Below are 22,190 nucleotides of genomic sequence, written 5' to 3' on the forward strand. Positions count from 1 at the left end.
CTTCAGAGATGGCGGTGCCGGGCGGTGACGTGCCGGTCGTACTCCTCCCGGGCCTTGACCGCGGACGGGCGGGTCGAGGTCTCGGCCACGGGCACATCCCACCACGCCTGGGCCGGGGGCGCGCCCGACACTGTGTCTGCCGTTTCGGTCTCGACGTAGACACATGTGGGGGTCGTGGCGGCCCGCGCGTCCGCGAGGGCCCGCCGCAGGTCACGTACGGTGCGGGGGCGCAGCACCCGCATGCCGAGGGAGGCGGCGTTGGCGCCGAGGTCGACCGGGAGCGGCGGTCCGGTGAAGCCCCCGTCCGCGTCCCGGTGGCGGTAGTCGGTGCCGTACCGTTCGGCGCCGACCGCCTCCGAGAGGCCGCCGATCGAGGCGTAGCCGTGGTTCTGGAGGACGATCAGCCTCAGCGGGAGGCGTTCCTGCACGGCGGTGACGATCTCGGTGGGGTTCATCAGGTACGTCCCGTCGCCGACGAGCGCCCAGACGGGCCGGCCGGGGGCGGCGAGGAGGACGCCGATCGCGGCGGGGATCTCGTATCCCATGCAGGAGTAGCCGTACTCGACGTGGTACTGGTCCCGGGAGCGGGTCCGCCACAGTCTGTGGAGGTCGCCGGGGAGCGATCCGGCGGCGTTGACCAGGATGTCGGTCCCGTCCACCAGGGCGTCGAGCACGCCGAGGACCTGGGTCTGGGTGGGGCGGGCGTCCTCGTCGGGGACGGCGTAGGCGGCGTCGACGCACTCCTGCCAGTGTTCCTTGGAGAAGATCCACTGCGACATGTCCTGCCGGTGGTCGCCGAGCGCGCCGGTGAGGGCGGTCAGGCCCTCGCGGGCGTCGGCGACGAGCGGCAGGGCGTTCTGCTTGTGGGCGTCGAAGGCGGTGATGTTGAGGTTGAGGAAGCGGGTGCCCGCCGGGAAGAGGGTGCCGGAGGCGGTGGTGAAGTCGGTGTAGCGGGTGCCGACGCCGATGACCAGGTCCGCGGTGCGGGCCAGGGCGTTGCCGGTGGAGCTGCCGGTGTGGCCGACGCCGCCGGCCTCGCAGGGGTGGTCGTACGGCAGGACGCCCTTGCCGGCCTGGGTGGTGACGACGGGGATGCCGGTCCTTTCGGCGAAGACGCGCAGGGCGTCCTCGGCGCCGCTGAACCGGACTCCGCCGCCCGCGACGACGACCGGGCGGACGCTCGACCTCACCGCCCGTGCGGCGGCGTCGAGTTCGGCCGCGTCGGGACGGGGGCGGCGGACGTGCCAGGTCCGGTCGGCGAAGAACTCCTCGGGCCAGTCGTACGCCTCCGCCTGGACGTCCTGGGGCAGGGCGAGGGTCACGGCGCCGGTCGCGGCGGGGTCGGCCAGGACCCGTACGGCTTCGAGCGCGGCCGGGACCAGGGCCTCGGGGCGGGTGATCCGGTCGAAGTACACCGAGACGGGGCGCAGGCAGTCGTTGACCGACACGTCTCCCGCGTGGGGGAGTTGCAGCTGCTGGAGGACGGGGTCGGCGGGGCGGGCGGCGAAGGTGTCGCCGGGGAGGAGCAGGACCGGCAGGTGGTTGACGGTGGCGAGGGCGGCGCCGGTGACGAGGTTGGTGGCGCCGGGGCCGATGGAGGTGGTGACGGCGTGTGTGGAGAGCCGGTCGGACTGGCGGGCGTAGCCGACGGCGGCGTGCACCATGGCCTGTTCGTTGCGGCCCTGGTGGAAGGGCATGCGCGGGGAGTTCTCGACCAGGGCCTGGCCGATCCCGGCCACGTTGCCGTGGCCGAAGACGCCCCAGGTGGCGGCGATCAGGCGGTGCCGTTCGCCGTCGCGCTCCGTGTACTGGGCGGCGAGGAAGCGGACGAGGGCCTGGGCGACGGTCAGTCTCATGCGTATCCCTCCGGATGCTCCGGGTGGAAGCGGATCTTCCACTCCCGTTCGGGCCCGGGGCCCGCCATGACGTTGAGGTAGTAGAGGTCGTGGCCCGGCTGGGCGATCGAAGGGCCGTGCCAGCCGTCGGGAACGAGGACCGCGTCGCCGTCGCGGACCTCGGCGAGCAGGTCCGCGCCGCCGGGCCGGGAGGGCGAGATCCGCTGGTAGGCGAGGCCGTGCGGGCCGGCGACCTCGTAGTAGTAGATCTCCTCCAGGACCGACTCGGCGCCGGGAAGGCGCTCGTCGTGCTTGTGCGGCGGGTAGGAGGACCAGTTGCCGCCGGGGGTGACGACCTCCACGGCGATGAGCCGGTCGCAGGCGAAGGCGTCCGCGGAGGCGAAGTTCCGCACTTCGCGGGCGCGGTTGCCGCTGCCCCGGGTCTCGACGGGAACCTCCGGCGCGGGGCCGTAGCGGGCGGGGAGTCGTCGCTCGCACTTCGCTCCTGCCAAAGCGAAGCGGCCTCCCGCGCCGGAGGCGATCTGGGCGTGGGCGTCGCGCGGCACGTAGGCGAAGTCGCTCGCCCCGGCGAACACGCCCGCGCGGCCCCGGAGTTCGAAGGTCTCGCCGTCGACGCGCACGCTACAGGCACCGGCGAGGGGAAGCACGGCCCATTCGGAATCCCCGCTCGCGAAGGAATGGCTCTCCCCCGGCCCGAGGACGAGGACGCGGAGCGCGGAGTACGCCCATCCGGCCCGCCCGGGGTCGATGTCCACCGCGTAGGGGCCGCGCGCGGCGGCCCCGGCGGGCAGGTGGAGGGAGCCGGACCGACCGGGGGCGGAGGGGCGTCCGGGGGCGGAGGGGCGTCCGGCGTCCACGGGGTGCGCCGGGTCTTCGGGGCGCGCCGGGTCTTCGGGGCGCGCCGGGTCTTCGGGGCGCGCCGGGTCTTCGGGGTGCGCGGGGTCTTCGGGGTGCGGGCTCATGCCGGACATCCCTACCCCCTCTCCGGGGTCGTGCCCGTGCCCCGGGCCAGGGCCCCGTCGATCTCGGACGGGTCCGGCATCGCGGAGGAGCAGGCGAGCCGGCCCGCGACGATCGCCCCGGCGGCGTTGGCGCGGCGCAGGGTCTCCGCGAGGTCCGGGCCGGCGAGGAGGCCGTGGACGAGCGCCCCGCCGAACGCGTCGCCCGCCCCCAGGCCGTTGACGACCTCCACCGGCAGCGGCGGCACCTCGGCGCGGGTCCCGTCGGCGGCGAGCCCGAGGACGCCCTTCGGCCCCTGCTTGACGACGGCCAGCCGGACGGTGCCGCCGGGAGAGGCGAGCAGGGCGCGGGCGGCGGCCTCCGGGTCACGCTCCCCCGTCGCGACCTCGCACTCGTCGAGGTTGCCGACGGCGACGGTGGCGTGGCGCAGGGCCTCGGCGTAGTACGGGCGGGCCTCCGCCGGGTCCGCCCAGAACGCCGGCCGCCAGTCCAGGTCGAGGACGGTCGTCCCCCGGCCGGACCTGGCCCGCAGGGCCTCCAGGGTCGCGGTGCGGCTCGGTTCGGCGCACAGGCCGGTGCCGGTGGCCCAGAAGACCCGGGCGGCCCCGATCGCGCCGAGGTCCAGTTCGTGCGGGTGGATCTCCAGGTCGGGGGCCTTGGGCAGCCGGTAGAAGTGGAGGGGGAAGTCGTCGGGCGGGAAGACCTCGCAGAAGGTGAGGGGGGTGGGGTAGGGGGCGACCTCGGTCACCCAGCGGTCGTCCACGCCGAAGCCCCTGAGCTCCCGGCGCAGGAAGGTGCCGAAGGGGTCGGCGCCGGTGCGGGAGACGAGCGCGGTGCGGAGGCCGAGGCGGGCGGCGGCGACGGCGACGTTGGCCGGGGAGCCGCCGAGGAACTTGCCGAAGGTCTCGACCCGGTCGAGACCGACGCCGGTCTGGAGCGGGTACAGGTCCACGCCGAGGCGTCCCATGGTGATCAGGTCGTACGGTTCGGTCTCCACGCGTCACCTTCCGCCCTCGGGCCCGCCCCAGGTCTAGCCGTCCCCCGGGAGGCGTGTCAACGATATGTTCGGACATCCGGACGACCGGACCGCTCGCGCCACGCCCGGCGCCCCCTCCGCTCCCCCGGCGCACGCGGGGCGCCCCGGCCGGCGCGTGCCGTTCCGGTCGGCGCATACCCTGCCGGACCGCGACGGAACGCGCGGACACGCCGAAGTCGCACTGCTCCGCTTCCGTCACGTTCTTCGCCCTTCCGTCACCGATGTCTCCGTTACGCGGGTCTTCCGTCACGGGTGCTCGACAGCCGCTCCCCTCCGGTCTGAAGGGCCGGCCGCGGGGGGCACAGGCCCTGTGATCACCGACGTCCCCGCGCGGCGCCCCCGAACGGCACCCCGCCGCCGCCGCGCGGTGGGCAGGGAGGCTCCAGGCATGACGGACAGAAGACTCTGGTCGTACAAGGACATCGCGGCGCACATCCAGGTGCGGCCGGACACGGTCCGCTCCTACCGGAAGCACGGGCTGCTGCCGCCGCCCGACCACGTCGAGTCGGGCAAGCCCTTCTGGTACGCGGGCACGATCCGCGCCTGGGTCGCGAACCGGCCGGGCAACCGGGCCCGGCGCGACTGACCCCGTCCCGCCCGGTGCCGGGCCCCGCACCTCCTCCGGGGCCCGGCACCCCTGCCGGGGGGACACGTCGCGCGGCAGGGGCCGTCCCGACTGGAATTCATACCCCCTAGGGGTATAACCTGGCGTCGTACGGCCCCGAATCCCAGAAGGAGCAACGCCATGACCGCAGAGACGAAGAACGAACTCACCACCGTCTACCGGGTCAAGGGCATGACCTGCGGGCACTGCGAGGGCGCCGTCTCCGCCGAGATCTCCGCCCTCCCCGGCGTCACCTCCGTCACCGCCGCCGCCACGACCGGCGAGGTCACCGTCGTCTCCGGGGCGCCGCTCGACCGCGAGGCCGTGCGCGCCGCCGTGGACGAGGCCGGCTACGAGCTGGTCTGACCGTCCGGACGCCGACGCCGGGCAGGGCCGTACCGCTTTCCGGTACGGCCCTGCTCCCGTCGGGGACCGCCCACGGCGTCCGCGGCGGCCGACCGGCCGATCCGGCGATCGCGGAACCCGCGGCGTTCGCGATGGACCTTTCGCCCCTGTTCGTCGCGTTCGACGGTCCGCGACAGCGGTGTTCCCCGTGAATTCATCCGGGTGTGACGCACAGAACCTTCACACCGAGATCTAGATCACAGATATTGTGGGGTAACCATCTGGGCTGTTCGTGGGTCTAAGTGGACGACGCCGAAGAACGTCTTGGGGGACGTTCGTGGGATGTCTTGGGGGACGTTCCAGGCAAGCGTTGGCCGGGGCACGTGCACCGGGGAGCTTTGAGCGGCCCTCCCGTACGTACGTACCCCGGCAGACCGCGTCGCGCCCGACCGCGTGGCCTCCGGCCGACGCCGGCAGACACCCGGCCCGGATCCCGTGGGGGGAATCCGCACCGGGGATATGGAAAGCGCCCCGCTCGCCGACCCGTGGGGGGATCGGCGGCGGGGCGCTTTCTCTTTCGCTTCCGCGAGCCGGCCGGACTGCCGGACTAGCGGCCCTCGACCGGCACGAAGTCGCGCAGAACCTCGCCCGTGTAGATCTGGCGCGGGCGGCCGATGCGGGAACCCGGCTCCTTGATCATCTCGTGCCACTGGGCGATCCAGCCGGGAAGGCGGCCGAGCGCGAAGAGCACGGTGAACATCTCGGTCGGGAAGCCCATGGCGCGGTAGATCAGACCCGTGTAGAAGTCCACGTTCGGGTAGAGGTTGCGCGACACGAAGTACTCGTCGGAGAGCGCGTGCTCCTCCAGCTTGAGCGCGATGTCGAGCAGCTCGTCGGACTTGCCGAGCGCCGAGAGGACGTCGTGCGCCGCCGCCTTGATGATCTTGGCGCGCGGGTCGAAGGACTTGTACACCCGGTGGCCGAAGCCCATCAGGCGGACGCCGTCCTCCTTGTTCTTCACCTTGCGGATGAAGGAGTCGACGTCGCCGCCGTTGGCCTTGATGCCTTCCAGCATCTCCAGGACCGACTGGTTGGCGCCGCCGTGCAGGGGGCCCCAGAGGGCCGAGATGCCGGCGGAGATCGAGGCGAACATGTTCGCCTGCGAGGAGCCGACCAGGCGCACGGTGGAGGTCGAACAGTTCTGCTCGTGGTCCGCGTGCAGGATGAGGAGCTTGTCGAGCGCCGAGACGACGACCGGGTCGAGCTCGTACTCCTGCGCCGGGACCGAGAAGGTCATGCGCAGGAAGTTCTCGACGTACCCGAGGTCGTTGCGCGGGTAGACGAACGGGTGGCCGATCGACTTCTTGTACGCGTACGCCGCGATCGTCGGCAGCTTGGCCAGCAGCCGGATCGTGGAGAGGTGACGCTGCTCCTCGTCGAACGGGTTGTGGCTGTCCTGGTAGAAGGTGGACAGCGCGGAGACCACCGACGACAGCATCGCCATCGGGTGGGCGTCCCGCGGGAAGCCGCGGAAGAAGTTCTTGACGTCCTCGTGGACCAGCGTGTGCTGCGTGATCTCGTTCTTGAAGGTCGCGAGCTCGTCGACCTTGGGCAGCTCACCGTTGATCAGCAGGTACGCCACCTCGAGGAAGGTGGAGCGCTCGGCCAGCTGCTCGATGGGGTAGCCGCGGTACCGCAGGATGCCCTGCTCACCGTCGAGGTAGGTGATCGCGGATTTGTAGGCGGCGGTGTTGCCGTATCCGCTGTCGAGGGTGACCAGCCCGGTCTGGGCCCGGAGTTTTCCGATGTCGAAGCCCTTGTCGCCGACGGTGCTCTCGACCACCGGGTAGGTGTATTCACCGTCCGCGTACCGCAGTACTACAGAGTTGTCGCTCACGTCATCCCTCACCGACGTAGTGCCTCTTCTTCGAGGTGCCCTGACTGTCTCTACCATCCCCCATTTGGCTCAGGAGAGTGCACTCGGGGTCGACCATTGGGCCAATCGGCGGCACTCAGTGCCGCCAACCTTCATATCCTGCCCCGTTCGCCCCGGTTCCGGTACCCCTCCGTGATCTTTCACACGAGAGCGGGTCCCGCGAGCCGGTGGGCGAGTGCGGTAAAGCGGCGGCCCGCCGAGACCGTGCGCACCGCCTGGGCGATCGCCCGCCGGGACCCGACCAGGACGACCAGCTTCCGGGCCCGGGTGACGGCCGTGTAGAGCAGGTTCCGCTGCAGCATCATCCAGGCGCTCATGGTGACGGGGATCACCACCGCCGGGTACTCGCTGCCCTGCGAACGGTGGATGGTCACCGCGTACGCGTGGGCCAGTTCGTCCAGCTCGTCGAAGTCGTACGGCACCTCCTCGTCCTCGTCCGTCCGCACGGTCAGGCGCTGCTCGACCGTGTCCAGGGCGGTGACGACGCCGACCGTGCCGTTGAAGACGCCGTTGGCCCCCTTGTCGTAGTTGTTGCGGATCTGGGTGACCTTGTCGCCGACGCGGAAGACACGGCCGCCGAACCGCTTCTCCGGGAGGTCGGGACGGGCCGGGGTGATGGCCTGCTGGAGGAGGCCGTTGAGCGCGCCCGCGCCCGCCGGGCCCCGGTGCATGGGGGCGAGGACCTGCACGTCCCGGCGCGGGTCGAGACCGAACCTGGCCGGGATGCGGCGGGCCGCGACCTCCACGGCGACCCGGGCCGCGTCCTCGGTCTCCTCCTCGGCGAAGAGGAAGAAGTCGGGCAGGCCGTCGGTGCGCGGGGGCGTCCCGGCGTTGATCCGGTGCGCGTTGGTGACCACGCCGGACTGCTGGGCCTGCCGGAAGATCCGGGTCAGCCGGACCGCCGGCACCGGGCTGCCGGGGGCGAGGAGGTCACCGAGGACCTCGCCCGCGCCGACCGAGGGGAGCTGGTCCACGTCCCCCACGAGCAGCAGGTGGGCGCCCGGGGCCACCGCCTTGACCAGCTTGTTCGCCAGGAGCAGGTCGAGCATGGAGGCCTCGTCCACGACGACCAGGTCCGCGTCCAGGGGCCGGTCCCGGTCGTAGGCCGCGTCCCCGCCGGGCTTGAGCTCCAGGAGCCGGTGGACGGTGGACGCCTCGGCGCCGGTCAGCTCCGCGAGCCGCTTGGCGGCCCGGCCGGTGGGCGCGGCGAGCACCACCGTGGCCTTCTTCGCGCGGGCCAGCTCCACGATGGAGCGGACCGTGAAGGACTTGCCGCAGCCGGGGCCGCCGGTGAGCACGGCGACCTTGCGGGTGAGGGCGAGCTTCACGGCCTCCTCCTGCTCGGGCGCGAGCGACGCCCCGGTGCGGGTGGCGAGCCAGGCCAGGGCCTTGTCCCAGGGCACGTCCCGGAAGGCGGGCATCCGGTCCTCCTCGGCCCGCAGCAGCCGCCGGAGCTGCCCGGCGAGGGACAGCTCGGCCCGGTGGAACGGGATCAGGTACACGGCGATGACGGGCGTCCCCTCCGGCCCCGGCACCGTCTCGCGCACGACCCCCTCGGGGTCCTCGGCCAGCTCGCCCAGGCACTCGATGACGAGCCCGGTGTCCACCTGGAGGAGCTTCACGGCCTCCGAGATCAGCCGCTCCTCGGGCAGGAAGCAGTGCCCCTGGTCACTGGACTGCGACAGGGCGTACTGGAGGCCGGCCTTCACCCGGTCGGGGCTGTCGTGCGGGATGCCGACGGACTGCGCGATCCGGTCGGCCGTGAGGAAGCCGATGCCCCACACGTCGGCGGCGAGCCGGTACGGCTGGTTCTTCACGACGGAGATCGAGGCGTCCCCGTACTGCTTGTAGATCCGCACCGCGATGGAGGTGGAGACGCCGACCTCCTGGAGGAAGACCATCACCTCCTTGATCGCCTTCTGCTCCTCCCAGGCGGCGGTGATGTTCCTGGTGCGCTTGGGGCCGAGCCCCGGGACCTCGATCAGGCGGCCGGGGTCCCGTTCGAGGACGTCGAGGGTGTCGAGCCCGAAGTGCCGGGTGATCCGGTCGGCGAAGACGGGACCGATGCCCTTGACCAGGCCGGAGCCGAGGTAGCGGCGGATGCCCTGGATCGTGGCGGGCAGGACGGTCGTGTAGTTCTCGACGGTGAACTGCTTCCCGTACTGCGGATGGGACCCCCAGCGGCCCTCCAGCCGCAGCGACTCCCCCGGCTGGGCGCCGAGCAGCGCGCCGACGACCGTGAGGAGGTCCCCGGCACCGCGCCCGGTGTCGACCCGGGCGACCGTGTACCCCGTCTCCTCGTTGGCGTAGGTGATCCGCTCCAGGACCCCTTCGACCACTGCCGGACCGCGGCCTTCGTTGGACATGCACCGACCGTAGCGAAGGGGACGGACAACGCGGGCGCCGGCGGGGAGGCCGGGCGGGGGCCCGCCGGGGCGCGGGCGGATTCACTCCTCCCGCAGGAAGCCCCTCCGGAGCTCCGGGTCCTCCAGGAGGGCCAGGACATCCTCCTCGCCGGCGAAGAGCGCCGCCGCCGCGGGGTGCTCGGACTGGTGGAACATCGCGACGAGTACGTCGACGAGGGGACGGTTCCAGGAGACCCGGACGATCTCCCCCGCTTTGTCGTGCTGTCCCCTGTCCGTGGCGATGCGCCACAGTTCCAGGGAATGCCGGGCCGTCGCGTAGGCGTCCACACGCCCTTTGACCAGGACCGGCCTGCTGTTCAGGCCGAACACGTCGATGCACGCCCGGCCCTGCGGCGTCCTCGCCCGGTACTCCCCGAGGGGGAGCACCAGGCGCAGGTGGTCCAGCGGGTCCCACAGGGTCGGGTCGACCAGGAGCGGAGCGCCGTCACCGTCGGTCGGGAACAGGCTCCGCTTCCGGTTGCTGTTGCAGTACGAACAGGCGAGCAGGTGGTTGAGCCAGTCGAAGGTCCGGAGAGGGGTGCGACTCTTCGGGTCGAAGTGGTCGATGTCCGTGCCCTGGCTGTCACCGCAGTACATGCACCGCTCGTGACCGGGCGCCATCTCCGCGAGTGCGGCGAGGAGCGCGGGGCGTACGCTCCGCCGGGCGCCCCAGAGGTCCTTGGCCCTGTTCTTCCGGGCCTTCTCCGTGGTCTCCCGCGCGATCTCCCCGGTGTATTCCTCCAGCCGCGCCGCCGTCCCCGGCGGCAGCGCGACACGCCGGAGCCGGATCATTCCGCCTCGCCCTCGGCGATCTCGCTGGAGAGGCGCCGGAGACGGGCGGACATCTCGTCGAGACGGGCCGTGGGCGAACTGGTGAGCCGGCTCTTCAGCTCCTTGTAGCGGGAGAGCGTCTCCGCTGACGCGTCGCCGTCGTAGACGCTCGCTTCCAGGTCCACGAACTCCGCGCGGAGCCGCTCGGCCCGTGCGGAGTAGGGAGTGTCCAGGCCGAACAGCTCGGAGAGGACCGCGTCGTCCCCGCTGCCGAAGACCACGCGCTCGTACAGGTCCTGTGTCACCACTTCCGGCGCGGCCTCCTCGTCCACTCCGGGAAGGCGGATCAGGCCTCCGGGATCGGCCGCCTGGCAGATGTACGGGCTGTGGGTGGTGACGACGAACTGGATCAGAGGGAAGCGCGAGGTCAGCCACGGCCCGATACGACGCTGCCAGGTGATGTGGAGGTGGGCGTCGATTTCGTCGATGATCACCACTCCGGGCACGCGGATCGCCCGGAGGCCCTCCCCGTCTCCGGGGAACGCCGCGTCACCGAACGCGTCGTGGATCTGCTTGAGCAGGTCCACGACGAGGGAGGCGACCGTACGGAAGCCGTCGCTCATCTCCCGCAGGGGGAAGCGGTGTCCGTCACGGGTGACCCAGAGTCCCTCGGAGTCCACGTCGTCCACGCGGTATCCGTCCGGCAGGAGCCCGTCGCCCAGAACGGACAGGGCCGCCTTCTTCAGCGCCGCAGCGCCCTCCTTGCCCTCCAGCGCGCGCAGGTGCTGCTCGATCAGCCAGGCGACGCCCTCCGCGAGGGAGGCATCCTCGTGGAAGAGACTGGCCTGACGGGCGACCGGGCCGGCGGCCAGCATCAGCCGCTGCACGTCTCCGGAGCCGCCCGCCATGCGCCGGAACGGCCCGTACGCGGCACAGAACCAACCCGCCGGGTTGTCGGCCCACGGGCCGCGCCGGGCCGGGGTGGCGCTGGTCGCCCGTCCCCTCGGGTACCGGACCTCCTCCAGCGCGGGCTGCGCGCCCCGGCGGCTGCCGCTCGCCTCGTCCGGCGCGGTCCACTTGAGTCCGGCCCAGAACTCGTCCACGGTCCTTCCCCCGGCGCCGAACCTGTCGAAGTTCCTGTCCCTCACGATGCCGACCTCGGCCCGGCCGACCTCCGCTCCCCGTGCGATCCAGTTCTCGAAGCTCTGGACGAGTCCGCGCGCCGCCACCGGTCCGCTCAGCGCCAGCGCCAGCGCACGCAGCAGCGTCGTCTTGCCCGATCCGTTACGGCCTGCGAGCACCGTCCAGCCGGCATGACCGCCGTCGGGCCGGGTCAGCGACAGATCGACCGTGCGGGGACCGTGGAACGACTTGACGTTCTCGACGTGGATCCTGCTGACGTACATGGGAGTCGCTGTCCGTTCGCTCGGTCCTGGGGGCGGAACCAGGGCAGGAGACGACCTGCCGACCCGGACGGCCGATTCTACGGAAGACCGTACGAACGACCTGGACCCGCGCGTCCGCGTCACGCCCCCGGCGTGCCGACGCGCGGCGCCCGTCCTAGCGTGGTCCGCATGAGCGACGGATCTCTGCGGGACGACGTCCTGGACGAACTCGGCGCCGACCGGCTCCACGAGATCGCCGGGCTGCTCGGTACGGACGCCGCCGGGGCGCAGGAGGTCGTGGGCGGTTCGGTCGCGGAGCTGTCCGGCGGACTGCGGCGGGCCGCCGCCGGGCCCGGCAGCGCGGACGAGGTGCGCGCCGCCGTGCGGGAGGTGGCCCCGTCCGGGCCGCCCCCGCGGGGCGTCGCCCCGCTCGGCGCGCTGATGAGCGGCGGCCTGATGGCCGGGGTGCTCTCCGGGCTGGCGAAGCCGGCGGCGGACGCCGTCGCGCGGCGCACCGGCATCCCGCGGGCCACGGCGCACCGCGCGGTCGAACTCCTCGTCCCCGCCGTCCTCGCGGCCCTCGCCCGGCGCGCGGCGGAGAGGGGCGGCGCGCCGGACGGGATCGCCGGTCTCCTGGAGGACGGCGGGACGAGGAAGGTAGGAGCGGGATCGGGGTCGGAGTCGGGGTCGGGGTGAACGGCCGACCCTGGGCGGGGCCGGGGCGGCTGGGATCGACGGCCCCGGGAGGCGCGGGCCACCGGGGCCGGGAGGCGTGGCCCGTCCCGTCGGGGCCGAGCGGCGCGGGCCCCCGGGCCGGGAAGCGTGGCCCGTCCCGCCGGGGCCGGGAGACGCGGTCCCTCCCGCCGGGGCCGGAGGAGGGGCGCTCACACCGCCAGGAAGTCCTCCAGGGCCTCCTCCAGGACCTCCACGCCGTCCCGGGCCCACAGCGCGTCGTTGAAGAGTTCCACCTCCACCGGGCCCGTGTATCCGGCCCCCTCCATCAGGCCGGCCCAGGCCCGGAGGTCGATCGCGCCCGTGCCCGGCCGGCCCCGGCCGTTGAGGACCCCGGCGGGGAGCGGGGTCGTCCAGTCCGCGAGCTGGAAGGCGTGGAGGCGGCCGGCCGCGCCCGCCCGTTCCACCGCCGCCGGCGCCCGGTCGTCCCACCAGAGGTGGTAGGTGTCGACCGTGACGCCGACCTGGGAGGCGGGGAAGCGCTCCGCGATCTCCAGGGCCTGGTCCAGCGTCGAGACCGCGCAGCGGTCGGAGGCGTACATCGGGTGCAGGGGCTCGATCGCCAGGCGGACGCCCCGTTCTCCCGCGTACGGGGCCAGCGCGCCGATCGCCTCGGTGATGCGGGCCCGGGCGGAGGGCAGGTCGGGGAAGGCGGGGGTGAGGCCGCCGGAGACCAGGACCAGGGTGTCGGTGCCGAGCGCCACCGCCTCGTCGACCGCCGCGCGGTTGTCCGCCTCCCAGCCGTCCGAGGTGAAGAAGCCGCCCCGGCAGAGGGTGGTGACGGTGAGGCCCGCGTCCCGCACGAGGCCGGCCGCCGCCTCCACCCCGTACTCCCGGACCGGTTCGCGCCACAGGCCGACGCCCGGGATTCCGAGCCGGACGCACTCCCGTACGAGGTCGGGCAGGGGGAGCTGCCTCACCGTCATCTGGTTGATGCTGAAGCGGTCGGGGTTCATCGCGGGACTCCGTACACGGTGAGGAGCGAGCGCATCCGGGACTCGGCGAGCGCCGGGTCCGGGAACAGGCCGAGTCCGTCGGCCAGTTCGTACGCGCGGGCGAGGTGCGGGAGGGAGCGCGCGGACTGCAGGCCGCCGACCATCGTGAAGTGGTCCTGGTGGCCGGCGAGCCAGGCGAGGAACACCACGCCCGTCTTGTAGAAGCGGGTGGGGGCCCGGAAGAGGTGCCGGGAGAGCGCGACCGTCGGGTCGAGCGTCGCGCGGAAGGCCGCCACGTCGCCGGTGTCGAGGAGGCGGACCGCCTCGGCGGCCAGCGGGCCCAGCGGGTCGAAGACGCCGAGCAGGGCGTGGCTGAAGCCCTGTTCGTCGCCCGCGATCAGCTCCGGGTAGTGGAAGTCGTCGCCCGTGTAGCAGCGGACGCCCTCCGGGAGGCGGCGGCGCAGCGCGACCTCGCGCCGGGCGTCGAGGAGGGAGACCTTGACGCCGTCGACCTTGTCGGGGTGGGCCGCGATCACGTCGAGGAAGGTCTCCGTCGCCCCGTCGAGGTCGGCCGAGCCCCAGTACCCCTCCAGGGGCGGGTCGAACATCGGGCCGAGCCAGTGCAGGATCACCGGCTCGCCCGCCTGCCGGAGGAGGTGCCCGTACAGGTCGAGGTAGTCGTCCGGGCCCGTCGCGGCGGCGGCGAGGGCGCGGGAGGCCATGAGGATGGTCTGCGCGCCCGACTCCTCGGCGACCGCGAGCTGTTCCTCGTACGCCGCGCGGATCTCCGGGAGGCCGGCCGGGCCGGTCAGCTGGTCGGTGCCCACGCCGCAGGCGATGCGGCCGCCCACGTCGCGCGCCTCCGCCGCCGACCGGCGGATCAGCTCCGCCGCGCCCGCCCAGTCGAGGCCCATGCCGCGCTGGGCGGTGTCCATGGCCTCCGCGACCCCGAGGCCGTGGGACCAGAGGTGGCGGCGGAAGGCGAGGGTGGCGTCCCAGTCGACGGCGGCGGGGCCGTCGGGGGTGGTGTCGGCGTACGGGTCGGCGACGACGTGCGCGGCGGAGAAGACCGTGCGGGAGGCGGGCGGGGCGGCCGGGGCGAACACGAGCGGGTCGGCGCGGGGCACGTACTCCCGCATGCCGCCGCCGGGGCCGGGGAGCCGGATCACAGGGTCACCTCCGGGACGTCCAGGCGGCGGCCCTCGGCGGCGGAGCGCAGGCCCAGTTCGGCGAGCTGGACGCCCCGGGCGCCCGCGAGGAGGTCCCAGCGGTACGGCTCGTCGAGCACGACGTGGCGCAGGAAGAGTTCCCACTGGGCCTTGAAGCCGTTGTCGAACCCGGTGTTGTCGGGGACCTCCTGCCACTGGTCGCGGAAGGGTTCGGTGACGGGGACGTCGGGGTTCCAGACCGGCTTCGGGGTGGCCGAGCGGTGCTGGACGCGGCAGCCGCGCAGTCCGGCGACGGCGGAGCCGTGGGTGCCGTCCACCTGGAACTCCACCAGTTCGTCGCGGTGGACGCGGACGGCCCAGGAGGAGTTGATCTGGGCGACGGCGCCGCCCTCCAGCTCGAAGATGCCGTACGCGGCGTCGTCGGCGGTGGCCTCGTAGGGCTCGCCGTGCTCGTCCCAGCGGCGCGGGACGTGGGTGGTGACGTGGGCGGTGACGGAGGTGACCCGGCCGAAGAGCTCGTGGAGCACGTACTCCCAGTGCGGGAACATGTCGACGACGATGCCGCCGCCGTCCTCGGCGCGGTAGTTCCAGCTGGGGCGCTGGGCGTCCTGCCAGTCGCCCTCGAAGACCCAGTAGCCGAACTCGCCGCGCACGGACAGGATCTCGCCGAAGAACCCGCCGTCGATCAGGCGCTTGAGCTTGAGCAGGCCGGGGAGGAAGAGCTTGTCCTGGACGACGCCGTGCTTGACGCCCTTCTCCCGGGCCAGGCGGGCGAGTTCGAGGGCGCCGGCGAGGTCGGTGGCGGTGGGCTTCTCGGTGTAGACGTGCTTTCCGGCGGCGACGGCCCTGGTGAGCGCGTCGACGCGGGCGGAGGTGACCTGGGCGTCGAAGTAGACGTCGATCGTCCCGTCCGCGAGGACGGCGTCGAGGTCGGTGGACCACTCGGTGAGGCCGTGGCGTTCGGCGAGGGCGCGCAGGGCGTGTTCCCGGCGGCCGACGAGGACGGGTTCGGGCCACAGGATGTCCCCGCCGCCGAGGTCGAGGCCGCCCTGTTCGCGCAGGGCGAGGATCGAGCGCACGAGGTGCTGGCGGTGGCCCATGCGCCCGGTGACGCCGTTCATGGCGATGCGGACTGTCCTGCGTGTCACGAAACGTTCCTCTCCGGGGTGCTCCGCGCCTCCGATCCTCGGATAGAAAGCGCTTTCTGTCGGCGATGACGCTAGCCTGCCGACATCGCCGTCGACAAGGGCCCCGGAGGTACGCACGCGATGACCGTCACCCTGGCGGACGTGGCCGCCCGCGCGCGGGTCTCCCCCGCCACCGTCTCCCGCGTCCTCAACGGCAACTACCCGGTCGCCGCCTCGACCCGCGAGCGGGTGCTGCGGGCCGTGGACGAGCTGGACTACGTCCTCAACGGCCCCGCCAGCTCCCTCGCCGCCGCCACCTCCGACCTGGTCGGCGTGCTCGTCAACGACATCGCCGACCCGTTCTTCGGGATCATGGCCAGTGCGGCGCAGGGCGCGATCGGGGAGGGCTCCACCGGGCGCGGCGGGGGCGAGAAGCTCGCCGTCGTCTGCAACACCGGCGGCTCCCCCGAGCGCGAGCTGACCTACCTCACCCTGCTCCAGCGGCAGCGGGCCGCGGCCGTGATCCTCATGGGCGGCTCCCTGGAGGACCCCGGCCACCTCGCGGCGACGGCCGGAAAGCTGGCGAAGCTGGCGGAGGCCGGGACGCGGGTCGTGCTGTGCGGGCGGCCCCCGGTGCAGGGCGACGCCAGCGCGGCGGCGCTCGTCTTCGGCAACCGGGCCGGGGCGCGGCGGCTCACCGAGCACCTGATCGGGCTCGGCCACCGGCGGATCGGCTACGTGGCGGGCCCGGCCGACCGCACCACCACCCGGCACCGCCTGGAGGGCCACCGGGAGGCGCTCGCGGCGGCCGGGATCGCCGGGGGGCCGACGGTCCACGGGCCGTACGACCGCCGCTCCGGCCACGAGGCGGTCGCCGGGCTCCTCGCCCGCGACCCGGACCTCACGGCCGTCGTCGCGGCCAACGACACGGTGGCGCTCGGCGTCTGCGCGGCCCTGCGGGAGCGGGGCCTGTCCGTCCCCGGCGACGTGTCGGTCGCGGGCTTCGACGACCTCCCCTGCGCGGTGGACGCCGTCCCGGCCCTGACGACCGTACGGCTGCCCCTGCACGAGGCGGGCGCCCGCGCGGGCCGTCTGGCGGTGGGCGCGGAGGAGCCGCCGGCGGGGGGCGGGGAGACCGTCCCGGGGGAACTGGTGGTGCGGGGCTCGACGGCCCGCCCGCGCGGCTGAACGGGCGGCCGGGGACGGCTCGGTTCCGGTGGGGCCGGGGACGGCTCAGCCGGGAGGGCGCCCCGGTTCCGGCGGGGCCGGGGGCGGTGGGGCCGGGGCCGGGAGGGCGCGGCCGGGGACGGCGGGGCCGGTCCACCGGTCGGAACCGGGCGCGCCGGAGGGCACGGACCCGGAGCGTACGGCCCTGGAGGACACGGACCCGGAGCGTACGGCCCCGGAAGGTACCGACCCGGAGCGTACGGCCCCGGGCCGTGGGCTACGCGTCCGGGCCGGGGCGTCCGTCCGGCATCAGGCCCGTCGCCGCGAGGACCGCGTCGACCGTCTCCTCGACCGTCCGGTCCGCGTTGTCGATCCAGACGCCCTCGCCGGCGAGTTCGGCGCGCATGGCCCCGTCCAGGAAGGCCCAGTTCGTCGTGAGCTTCTTGTGGCGGGCGTTGTTGCGTTCCCAGGCCTTGTCCGGGCCCGGGGCCAGGATCACCGCGTGGAGCGGGAGCGCCCCGGCGTGGGCACGGTAGAAGTCCAGGTGGGAACGGCGCACGACCACGTCGTCGAGGACCGGCAGGAAGCCCGCCGAGGCGAAGCTGCCCGCGAGCAGACAGGCGTGGCGGGCGCGCAGCAGGATCTGGCGGTCCGCCTCCGGGTCGCCGTCCGGGACCGGCCAGTGGCAGCCCCGGACGATCAGCTCCTGGAGACGGTCCACCTCGATGTGCGCGGCGCGGGCGAAACGGGCCGCCAGGGCCGCCGCGACGGTGGTCTTCCCGCTCCCGGGGATGCCGGACAGCAGGACGGCGCCGGGGGCGGGCGCCGCGCTGTCGACGGTGACGTTCTCGAAGGTCATGCGGGGTGCCCCTCCCGGCGGGGCACGGTCACAGGGGCTTGACGCAGTGGCCCGGCCTCCCCGGGGAGCCGGTCACGTACTCGGGGCGCAGGAGGTAGTCCCCCGGTCCGCAGGAGGGTCCGTCCTCGACGCGGTACTCGGCGGACGCCGAACCGCAGTCCACCTTCCGGAGCGCCTGGTCGGGCCAGTCGACCGTGTTCTCCACGCAGTCGCCGACGGAGAGCCCCGGCCCGTCGCCGTCGCCCTCGGAGCCCACGAGCAGTCCGATGAGGAAGAGCACCGGGACGGCGGCCGCGAGGAGCGCGAGCGGGACGAGCACCAGCAGGGCGGGCGCGCGGAGCAGCACCCTCCGGCCCGGGTCGAGGGGCGGTCCCCAGGCGCCGTGCGGTTCGGGCAGGCGCCGGAACGCGGCGCGGGCGCCGAAGACGTTCCCGAGGACGACGAACGGCGTGAAGAAGAACGACAGGAGGCCCCACCAGCCGGTCACCAGGGTGTTCGAGGTCATCCGCCGGTAGACGGCGAGGCCGCAGGTGCGGCAGAAGACGCCGCGCCGGGTGACCGTGCGCATGAGGAGGATCATGCCCTGGTGCGCGCGGACGGTCGCCGCCGCCGCGGGCCCCGCACCGCACACCTCGCATCCCTGCGGGGCGGCCGCGCCGTGGGGCGGATACGGCTGCCCGTACGGGTTCCCCGGCCCTCCCTGCGGCTGCCCCTGCCCGTACGGCTGCGGGTGCGGCTGCCCGTACGACTGGGGATGTGGCTGCCCGTACGGCTGTGACTGCGGCTGCGGCTGCCCGTACGGCTGTGACTGCGGCTGCGGCTGCGGCTGTCCGTACGGCTGTGGCTGCCCGTACGGCTGTGGCTGCGGATGGGTCATGGTCTCGCTCCCCCGTTCGACATCGGCACCGGCACCTTAACCTCCGGCTCGCGAACGGCCCTCCCCCGTACGGACGTCAGCGCCACCCCTCCCACGAGCAGCACGGCCGCGCACCAGCGGAGCGGGCTCACGCCCTCCCCCAGGAACAGCGCCGCCGACGACATGCCGAAGACGGGGACGAGGAGGGAGAAGGGGGCGACGGAGGAGGCCGGGTGGCGGCGGAGGAGCCAGCCCCAGGCGCCGAAGCCGAAGACGGTCGTGATCCAGGCGACGTAGACGACGACGCCCACGCCGGCCGGGTCCAGGGCCCGCAGGGCTTCGAGGTCCCGCTCGGGACCCTCCAGGAGGAGGGAGAGGAGCAGCAGCGGCAGGACCGGCACCGTGCTGACCCAGACCATGAAGTTGAGCGCGTCGGGCGGGGCGGCCCTGCGGGTCAGGACGTTGGAGACGCCCCAGCAGGCCGCCGCGGCGATCACCAGGGCGAAGCCGGTCGCGGAGCCCGCCGCGCCCTCGTCGACGGCGGCGACGCCGATGCCGGCGAGGGCGACCGCCATCCCGGCGACCTGGAGCCGTCCCGGGCGTTCGCCGAGGGCGGCGAAGGCGAAGAGGGCGGTGAAGACGGCCTGGACCTGGAGGACGAGGGAGGAGAGCCCGGCCGGGGCGCCGAGGTCCATGCCGGTGAAGAGCAGCCCGAACTTGGCGACGCCCAGGACGAGTCCGACGCCCACGATCCACTTCCAGGCGACCTTCGGGCGGCCGACGAGGAAGACCGCCGGCAGGGCGGCGACGAGGAAGCGGAGGGCGGAGAAGAGCAGCGGCGGGAAGTGGTCGAGGCCGATCTCGATGACGACGAAGTTGACGCCCCAGACGGCGGCGACCAGGGCGGCGAGGGCGAGGTGGGCGGGGGCGAGGCGGCCCGGGCCGGAACCGGCCGGAGCGGTACGTGCGGGGTGCATGCGGTCGAGCATGGCCGCCGCCGACCGTGCAGCACCAGCACGGGTTCCTTCATGGTGGGATGAAGCGTTCCTTCATCATCCTCCTCCACCCGGGAGATGCCCGTGCTGGACCTCGGCCGCCTTCGCGCCCTGCACGCCGTCGCCGTCCACGGCAGCGTCGGCGCCGCCGCGACCGCCCTCGGCTACACCCCGTCCGCGGTCTCGCAGCAGATCGCGAAGCTGGAACGGGAGACCCGCACGACCCTGCTCGAACGCAGCGGGCGCGGCGTCCGGCTCACCGACGAGGCCCATCAACTGGCTTCCACCGCACGTCAGTTGCTCGCCCTCGTCGAGGAGGCGGAGGTACGGCTCGAAGAACGGCGCGGGCAGCCGTCCGGGCGGCTCTCGATCGGCTGCTTCGCGAGCGCGGCGCGCGGCCTGATGCCCCGGGCGCTCGCCGAACTGGCCCGGCGCCACCCCGGGCTGGACGCCCGCCTGTCGGAGGTGGAACCGCACCTCTCGGTCGACCTGGTGGCGCGGGGCGCGATCGACCTGGCGGTGGCGCACGACTGGGACATCGCGCCGCTCCCGGCGCCCCCGGGGGTCGAGCAGGCCGTCATCGGCGACGACCCGTGCGACGTCCTCGTCCACCGGGACCATCGGCTGGCGGTGCGGGAGTCGGTGCGCCGGGAGGAGCTGGCGGCGGAGCGGTGGATCTCGCAGCCGCCGGGGACGGTCTGCCACGACTGGCTGGTGCGGACGCTGCGGGCGACGGGGTACGAGCCGCTGATCGTCCATCGGGCGGAGGAGAACCACACACAGGTGGCCCTGGTGGCGGCCGGTCTGGGCATCGCCCTGGTCCCCCGTCTGGGCCGGGGGGCGCTGCCGCCGGAGGTGGTGCCGGTGCGGCTCGACCCGGTGCCGACGCGCCGGCTGCACGCCGTGTGGCGGACGGGCGCGGCGCGGCGCCCGGCGATCCGGGAGACGGTCCGCACGCTCCGGGAGCTCTGGCCCGTGATCGCCTCCTCCGCCGGGTGAGTCGTGATCGCCTCTTCCGCCGGGTGAGTCCGGCCCGCGCCGGGTGCCCTCCGCGCGGGCCGGGCGTCCGCCGGGTGAGGTGCGCGCGGGCGATTCCTGCGCGGGTCCTTGACCTGGCAGTTACTTTCGGGCTATCCGTGACTCCTTGGAAGTTTCCTTCAACCTCGCACGGCCGGAAGGAGCACCAGTGCACCACCGCGCCCCCGCACCCTCCCCCTCCCGACGCACCCTCCTCACGGTGACCGCCGCAGCCGCCGCGGCTGCCGTCACCGGCGCCACCGTCCCCGCGGCCCACGCGGAGACGGACGACCGCCGGCTCCGGCGGATCATCGACCGGATGTCGCTGGAGGAGAAGGCCGGCCAGCTCTTCGTGATGCGGGTGTACGGGCACTCCGCGACCGACCCCGACCAGGCCGACGTCGACGCCAACCTCGCCGAGATCGGGGTCCGTACGGCCGCCGAGCTGGTCGAGCGCTACCACGTCGGCGGGATCATCTACTTCTCCTGGGCCCACAACACCCGCGACCCGCACCAGATCGCCGAGCTGTCCAACGGCATCCAGCGGGCCGCCCTCGCCCGGCGCAACCCCGTGCCGGTGCTCATCTCAACCGACCAGGAGCACGGCATCGTCTGCCGGGTGGGCGAGCCGGCCACCCTGCTGCCCGGCGCGATGGCCCTCGGCGCCGGCGGGTCGCGCGCCCGCGCCCGCGAGGCGGCCCGGATCGCGGGCACCGAACTCGCCGCCCTCGGCATCCGCCAGAACTACGCCCCGGACGCCGACGTGAACGTCAACCCGGCCAACCCGGTCATCGGCGTCCGTTCCTTCGGCTCCGACCCCGGCGCGGTCTCCGGTCTCGTCGCCGCCCAGGTCGGGGGGTACCGGAGCGCCGGGGTCGCGGCCACGGCCAAGCACTTCCCGGGCCACGGCGACACCGCCGTGGACAGCCACTACGGGCTGCCGACCATCACCCACACCCGGGAGCAGTGGGAGGAGCTGGACGCCCCGCCGTTCCGGGCCGCGATCGCGGCCGGCGTCGACGCGATCATGACCGCCCACATCGTGGTCCCCGCCCTCGATCCCCGCGAGGACCCGGCGACCCTGTCCCGGCCCGTCCTGACCGGCATCCTGCGCGAGCGGCTGGGCTACGACGGCGTGGTGGTGACCGACGCGCTCGGCATGGAGGGCGTGCGCACCAAGTACGGCGACGAGCGGGTCCCGGTGCTCGCCCTGCGGGCCGGGGTGGACCAGCTCCTCAACCCGCCGAGGCTCGACGTGGCCCTGAACGCGGTCCTGAAGGCCGTGCGGGACGGCGAGCTGACGGAGGCCCGGCTCGACGAATCGATTCTGCGCATCCTGCGCCTGAAGGAGAGGCTGGGCCTGTTCCGGCAGGCGTACGTGTCCCCGGAGGGCGTCGACCGGGCCGTCGGCACCCGTTCCCACCGGGCACGGGCCGACCGGATCGCCGAGACGACCACGACCCTGCTCCTCAACGAGGGCGGCCTCCTGCCCCTCCGGCCCTCCCGCCACGGCTCGGTCCTGGTCGTCGGCGCCGACCCCGCCTCGCCCTCCGGCACCACCGGGCCGCCCACCACCACCCTGGCGACGGCCCTGCGCGAGCTGGGCTTCGACGCGACCGCGCTCTCCACCGGGACCGCGCCGACGGCCGCGCGCATCGAGGAGGCCGTGGCCGCCGCGGCCGGCCGGGACGTGGTGGTCGTCGGCACGTACAACGTCACCGCGACCAGCGGCCAGCGCACCCTGGTGGCACGGCTGGCGGCGACCGGGGTGCCCGTGGTGACGATCGCGATCCGCAACCCGTACGACGTCGCCCGCCTGACGGGCCAGCGGGCGGCCCTCGCCACGTACTCCTGGACCGACGTCGAACTCCGGGCCGCCGCGCGGGTCCTGGCCGGGCGGGCGGAGCCCCGGGGCCGGCTCCCGGTGCCGGTGCGGAGCGCGGACGACCCGGACCGGACGCTGTACCCGGTCGGCCACGGCCTCTCGTACCGCTGACGGACGGGTGAGGGGGTGCGCCCGGGCCGGGCGCACCCC

Annotated in this window: 20 protein-coding genes; 7 read left to right on the forward strand and 13 right to left on the reverse strand. The window is 73.9% G+C overall.

What is annotated here, in order from left to right; translation table 11 throughout:
* Positions 1-2: 2 nt before the first annotated feature.
* From iolD to iolC, 3 genes are read right to left on the reverse strand one after another with little or no spacing between them, the layout of a single operon-like run.
* Positions 3-1,856, reverse strand: a complete 1,854-nt coding sequence (iolD, locus tag ACZ3IL_RS08090) for a 3D-(3,5/4)-trihydroxycyclohexane-1,2-dione acylhydrolase (decyclizing) (protein WP_467387777.1) — start codon at positions 1,854-1,856, stop codon at positions 3-5.
* Entirely contained in the window at positions 1,853-2,818 is a 966-nt protein-coding gene (gene iolB / locus ACZ3IL_RS08095) for a 5-deoxy-glucuronate isomerase (RefSeq protein WP_467387779.1), read from the reverse strand. The genes iolD and iolB overlap by 4 nt, the downstream gene beginning before the upstream one ends.
* A gap of 11 nt (positions 2,819-2,829) precedes the next feature.
* The gene (gene iolC, locus ACZ3IL_RS08100; protein ID WP_467388209.1) at positions 2,830-3,783 is read right to left on the reverse strand and encodes a 5-dehydro-2-deoxygluconokinase; all 954 of its coding nucleotides are present in this window, start codon (positions 3,781-3,783) and stop codon (positions 2,830-2,832) included.
* Between the two features lie 457 nt (positions 3,784-4,240).
* Here iolC and ACZ3IL_RS08105 point away from each other — a divergent pair, with 457 nt between their 5' ends.
* On the forward strand, positions 4,241-4,438 hold the full coding sequence (locus ACZ3IL_RS08105) for a helix-turn-helix transcriptional regulator (RefSeq protein WP_467387781.1): 198 nt from the start codon (positions 4,241-4,243) through the stop codon (positions 4,436-4,438).
* A 159-nt stretch (positions 4,439-4,597) separates the two neighbouring features.
* Positions 4,598-4,822, forward strand: coding sequence for a heavy-metal-associated domain-containing protein (locus ACZ3IL_RS08110; RefSeq protein WP_467387783.1), 225 nt, complete (start codon positions 4,598-4,600; stop codon positions 4,820-4,822).
* A 586-nt stretch (positions 4,823-5,408) separates the two neighbouring features.
* Here ACZ3IL_RS08110 and ACZ3IL_RS08115 read toward each other — a convergent pair.
* The 4 genes from ACZ3IL_RS08115 to ACZ3IL_RS08130 all read right to left on the reverse strand — a co-directional run bounded on the left by ACZ3IL_RS08115 (position 5,409) and on the right by ACZ3IL_RS08130 (position 11,319).
* Positions 5,409-6,698 (reverse strand): citrate synthase, encoded by a 1,290-nt coding sequence (locus tag ACZ3IL_RS08115; protein WP_388692963.1) that lies wholly within the window; start codon positions 6,696-6,698, stop codon positions 5,409-5,411.
* Between the two features lie 179 nt (positions 6,699-6,877).
* Positions 6,878-9,103 carry an SF1B family DNA helicase RecD2 gene (gene recD2, locus ACZ3IL_RS08120; RefSeq protein WP_467387785.1) on the reverse strand — a complete coding sequence of 742 codons (2,226 nt, stop codon included), beginning with the start codon at positions 9,101-9,103 and terminating at the stop codon, positions 6,878-6,880.
* 81 nt (positions 9,104-9,184) lie between these two features.
* Positions 9,185-9,934: an HNH endonuclease gene (locus tag ACZ3IL_RS08125; RefSeq protein WP_467387787.1), complete on the reverse strand. Its 750-nt coding sequence runs from the start codon at positions 9,932-9,934 to the stop codon at positions 9,185-9,187.
* On the reverse strand, positions 9,931-11,319 hold the full coding sequence (locus ACZ3IL_RS08130) for an AAA family ATPase (protein WP_467387789.1): 1,389 nt from the start codon (positions 11,317-11,319) through the stop codon (positions 9,931-9,933). The genes ACZ3IL_RS08125 and ACZ3IL_RS08130 overlap by 4 nt, the downstream gene beginning before the upstream one ends.
* A 168-nt stretch (positions 11,320-11,487) precedes the next feature.
* On the opposite strand from ACZ3IL_RS08130, the gene ACZ3IL_RS08135 reads away from it, so the two are divergent.
* Positions 11,488-11,994, forward strand: coding sequence for a DUF937 domain-containing protein (locus ACZ3IL_RS08135; protein WP_467387791.1), 507 nt, complete (start codon positions 11,488-11,490; stop codon positions 11,992-11,994).
* A 188-nt stretch (positions 11,995-12,182) separates the two neighbouring features.
* Here the strand turns inward: ACZ3IL_RS08135 and ACZ3IL_RS08140 are convergent, their stop codons facing one another.
* From ACZ3IL_RS08140 to ACZ3IL_RS08150, 3 genes are read right to left on the reverse strand one after another with little or no spacing between them, the layout of a single operon-like run.
* Positions 12,183-12,986: a sugar phosphate isomerase/epimerase family protein gene (locus ACZ3IL_RS08140; RefSeq protein ID WP_467387793.1), complete on the reverse strand. Its 804-nt coding sequence runs from the start codon at positions 12,984-12,986 to the stop codon at positions 12,183-12,185.
* Entirely contained in the window at positions 12,983-14,104 is a 1,122-nt protein-coding gene (locus ACZ3IL_RS08145; protein ID WP_467388212.1) for a dihydrodipicolinate synthase family protein, read from the reverse strand. Before ACZ3IL_RS08145 ends, ACZ3IL_RS08140 begins: the two co-directional genes overlap by 4 nt.
* Positions 14,105-14,130: 26 nt before the next feature.
* Positions 14,131-15,282 carry a Gfo/Idh/MocA family protein gene (locus ACZ3IL_RS08150; RefSeq protein WP_467387795.1) on the reverse strand — a complete coding sequence of 384 codons (1,152 nt, stop codon included), beginning with the start codon at positions 15,280-15,282 and terminating at the stop codon, positions 14,131-14,133.
* A gap of 120 nt (positions 15,283-15,402) precedes the next feature.
* On the opposite strand from ACZ3IL_RS08150, the gene ACZ3IL_RS08155 reads away from it, so the two are divergent.
* On the forward strand, positions 15,403-16,449 hold the full coding sequence (locus ACZ3IL_RS08155; RefSeq protein WP_467387797.1) for a LacI family DNA-binding transcriptional regulator: 1,047 nt from the start codon (positions 15,403-15,405) through the stop codon (positions 16,447-16,449).
* 256 nt (positions 16,450-16,705) lie between these two features.
* On the opposite strand, the gene ACZ3IL_RS08160 is transcribed toward ACZ3IL_RS08155, so the two are convergent.
* Together ACZ3IL_RS08160 and ACZ3IL_RS08165 are read right to left on the reverse strand one after the other, a co-directional pair.
* Positions 16,706-17,287 (reverse strand): AAA family ATPase, encoded by a 582-nt coding sequence (locus tag ACZ3IL_RS08160; protein WP_467387799.1) that lies wholly within the window; start codon positions 17,285-17,287, stop codon positions 16,706-16,708.
* A 28-nt stretch (positions 17,288-17,315) separates the two neighbouring features.
* Positions 17,316-17,855, reverse strand: coding sequence for an LppU/SCO3897 family protein (locus ACZ3IL_RS08165; protein WP_467387801.1), 540 nt, complete (start codon positions 17,853-17,855; stop codon positions 17,316-17,318).
* 18 nt (positions 17,856-17,873) lie between these two features.
* On the opposite strand from ACZ3IL_RS08165, the gene ACZ3IL_RS08170 reads away from it, so the two are divergent.
* Positions 17,874-18,065, forward strand: a complete 192-nt coding sequence (locus ACZ3IL_RS08170; protein ID WP_467387803.1) for a hypothetical protein — start codon at positions 17,874-17,876, stop codon at positions 18,063-18,065.
* 95 nt (positions 18,066-18,160) lie between these two features.
* Here ACZ3IL_RS08170 and ACZ3IL_RS08175 read toward each other — a convergent pair whose 3' ends face one another.
* The gene (locus tag ACZ3IL_RS08175; RefSeq protein WP_467387805.1) at positions 18,161-19,120 is read right to left on the reverse strand and encodes an EamA family transporter; all 960 of its coding nucleotides are present in this window, start codon (positions 19,118-19,120) and stop codon (positions 18,161-18,163) included.
* A 102-nt stretch (positions 19,121-19,222) separates the two neighbouring features.
* Here ACZ3IL_RS08175 and ACZ3IL_RS08180 point away from each other — a divergent pair, with 102 nt between their 5' ends.
* Both ACZ3IL_RS08180 and ACZ3IL_RS08185 read left to right on the forward strand, forming a co-directional pair.
* Positions 19,223-20,137 carry a LysR family transcriptional regulator gene (locus ACZ3IL_RS08180; RefSeq protein WP_467388214.1) on the forward strand — a complete coding sequence of 305 codons (915 nt, stop codon included), beginning with the start codon at positions 19,223-19,225 and terminating at the stop codon, positions 20,135-20,137.
* 187 nt (positions 20,138-20,324) lie between these two features.
* On the forward strand, positions 20,325-22,151 hold the full coding sequence (locus ACZ3IL_RS08185; RefSeq protein WP_467387807.1) for a glycoside hydrolase family 3 protein: 1,827 nt from the start codon (positions 20,325-20,327) through the stop codon (positions 22,149-22,151).
* Positions 22,152-22,190: the final 39 nt, after the last annotated feature.

It is taken from the genome of Streptomyces sp. NPDC014907 (assembly GCF_055562975.1).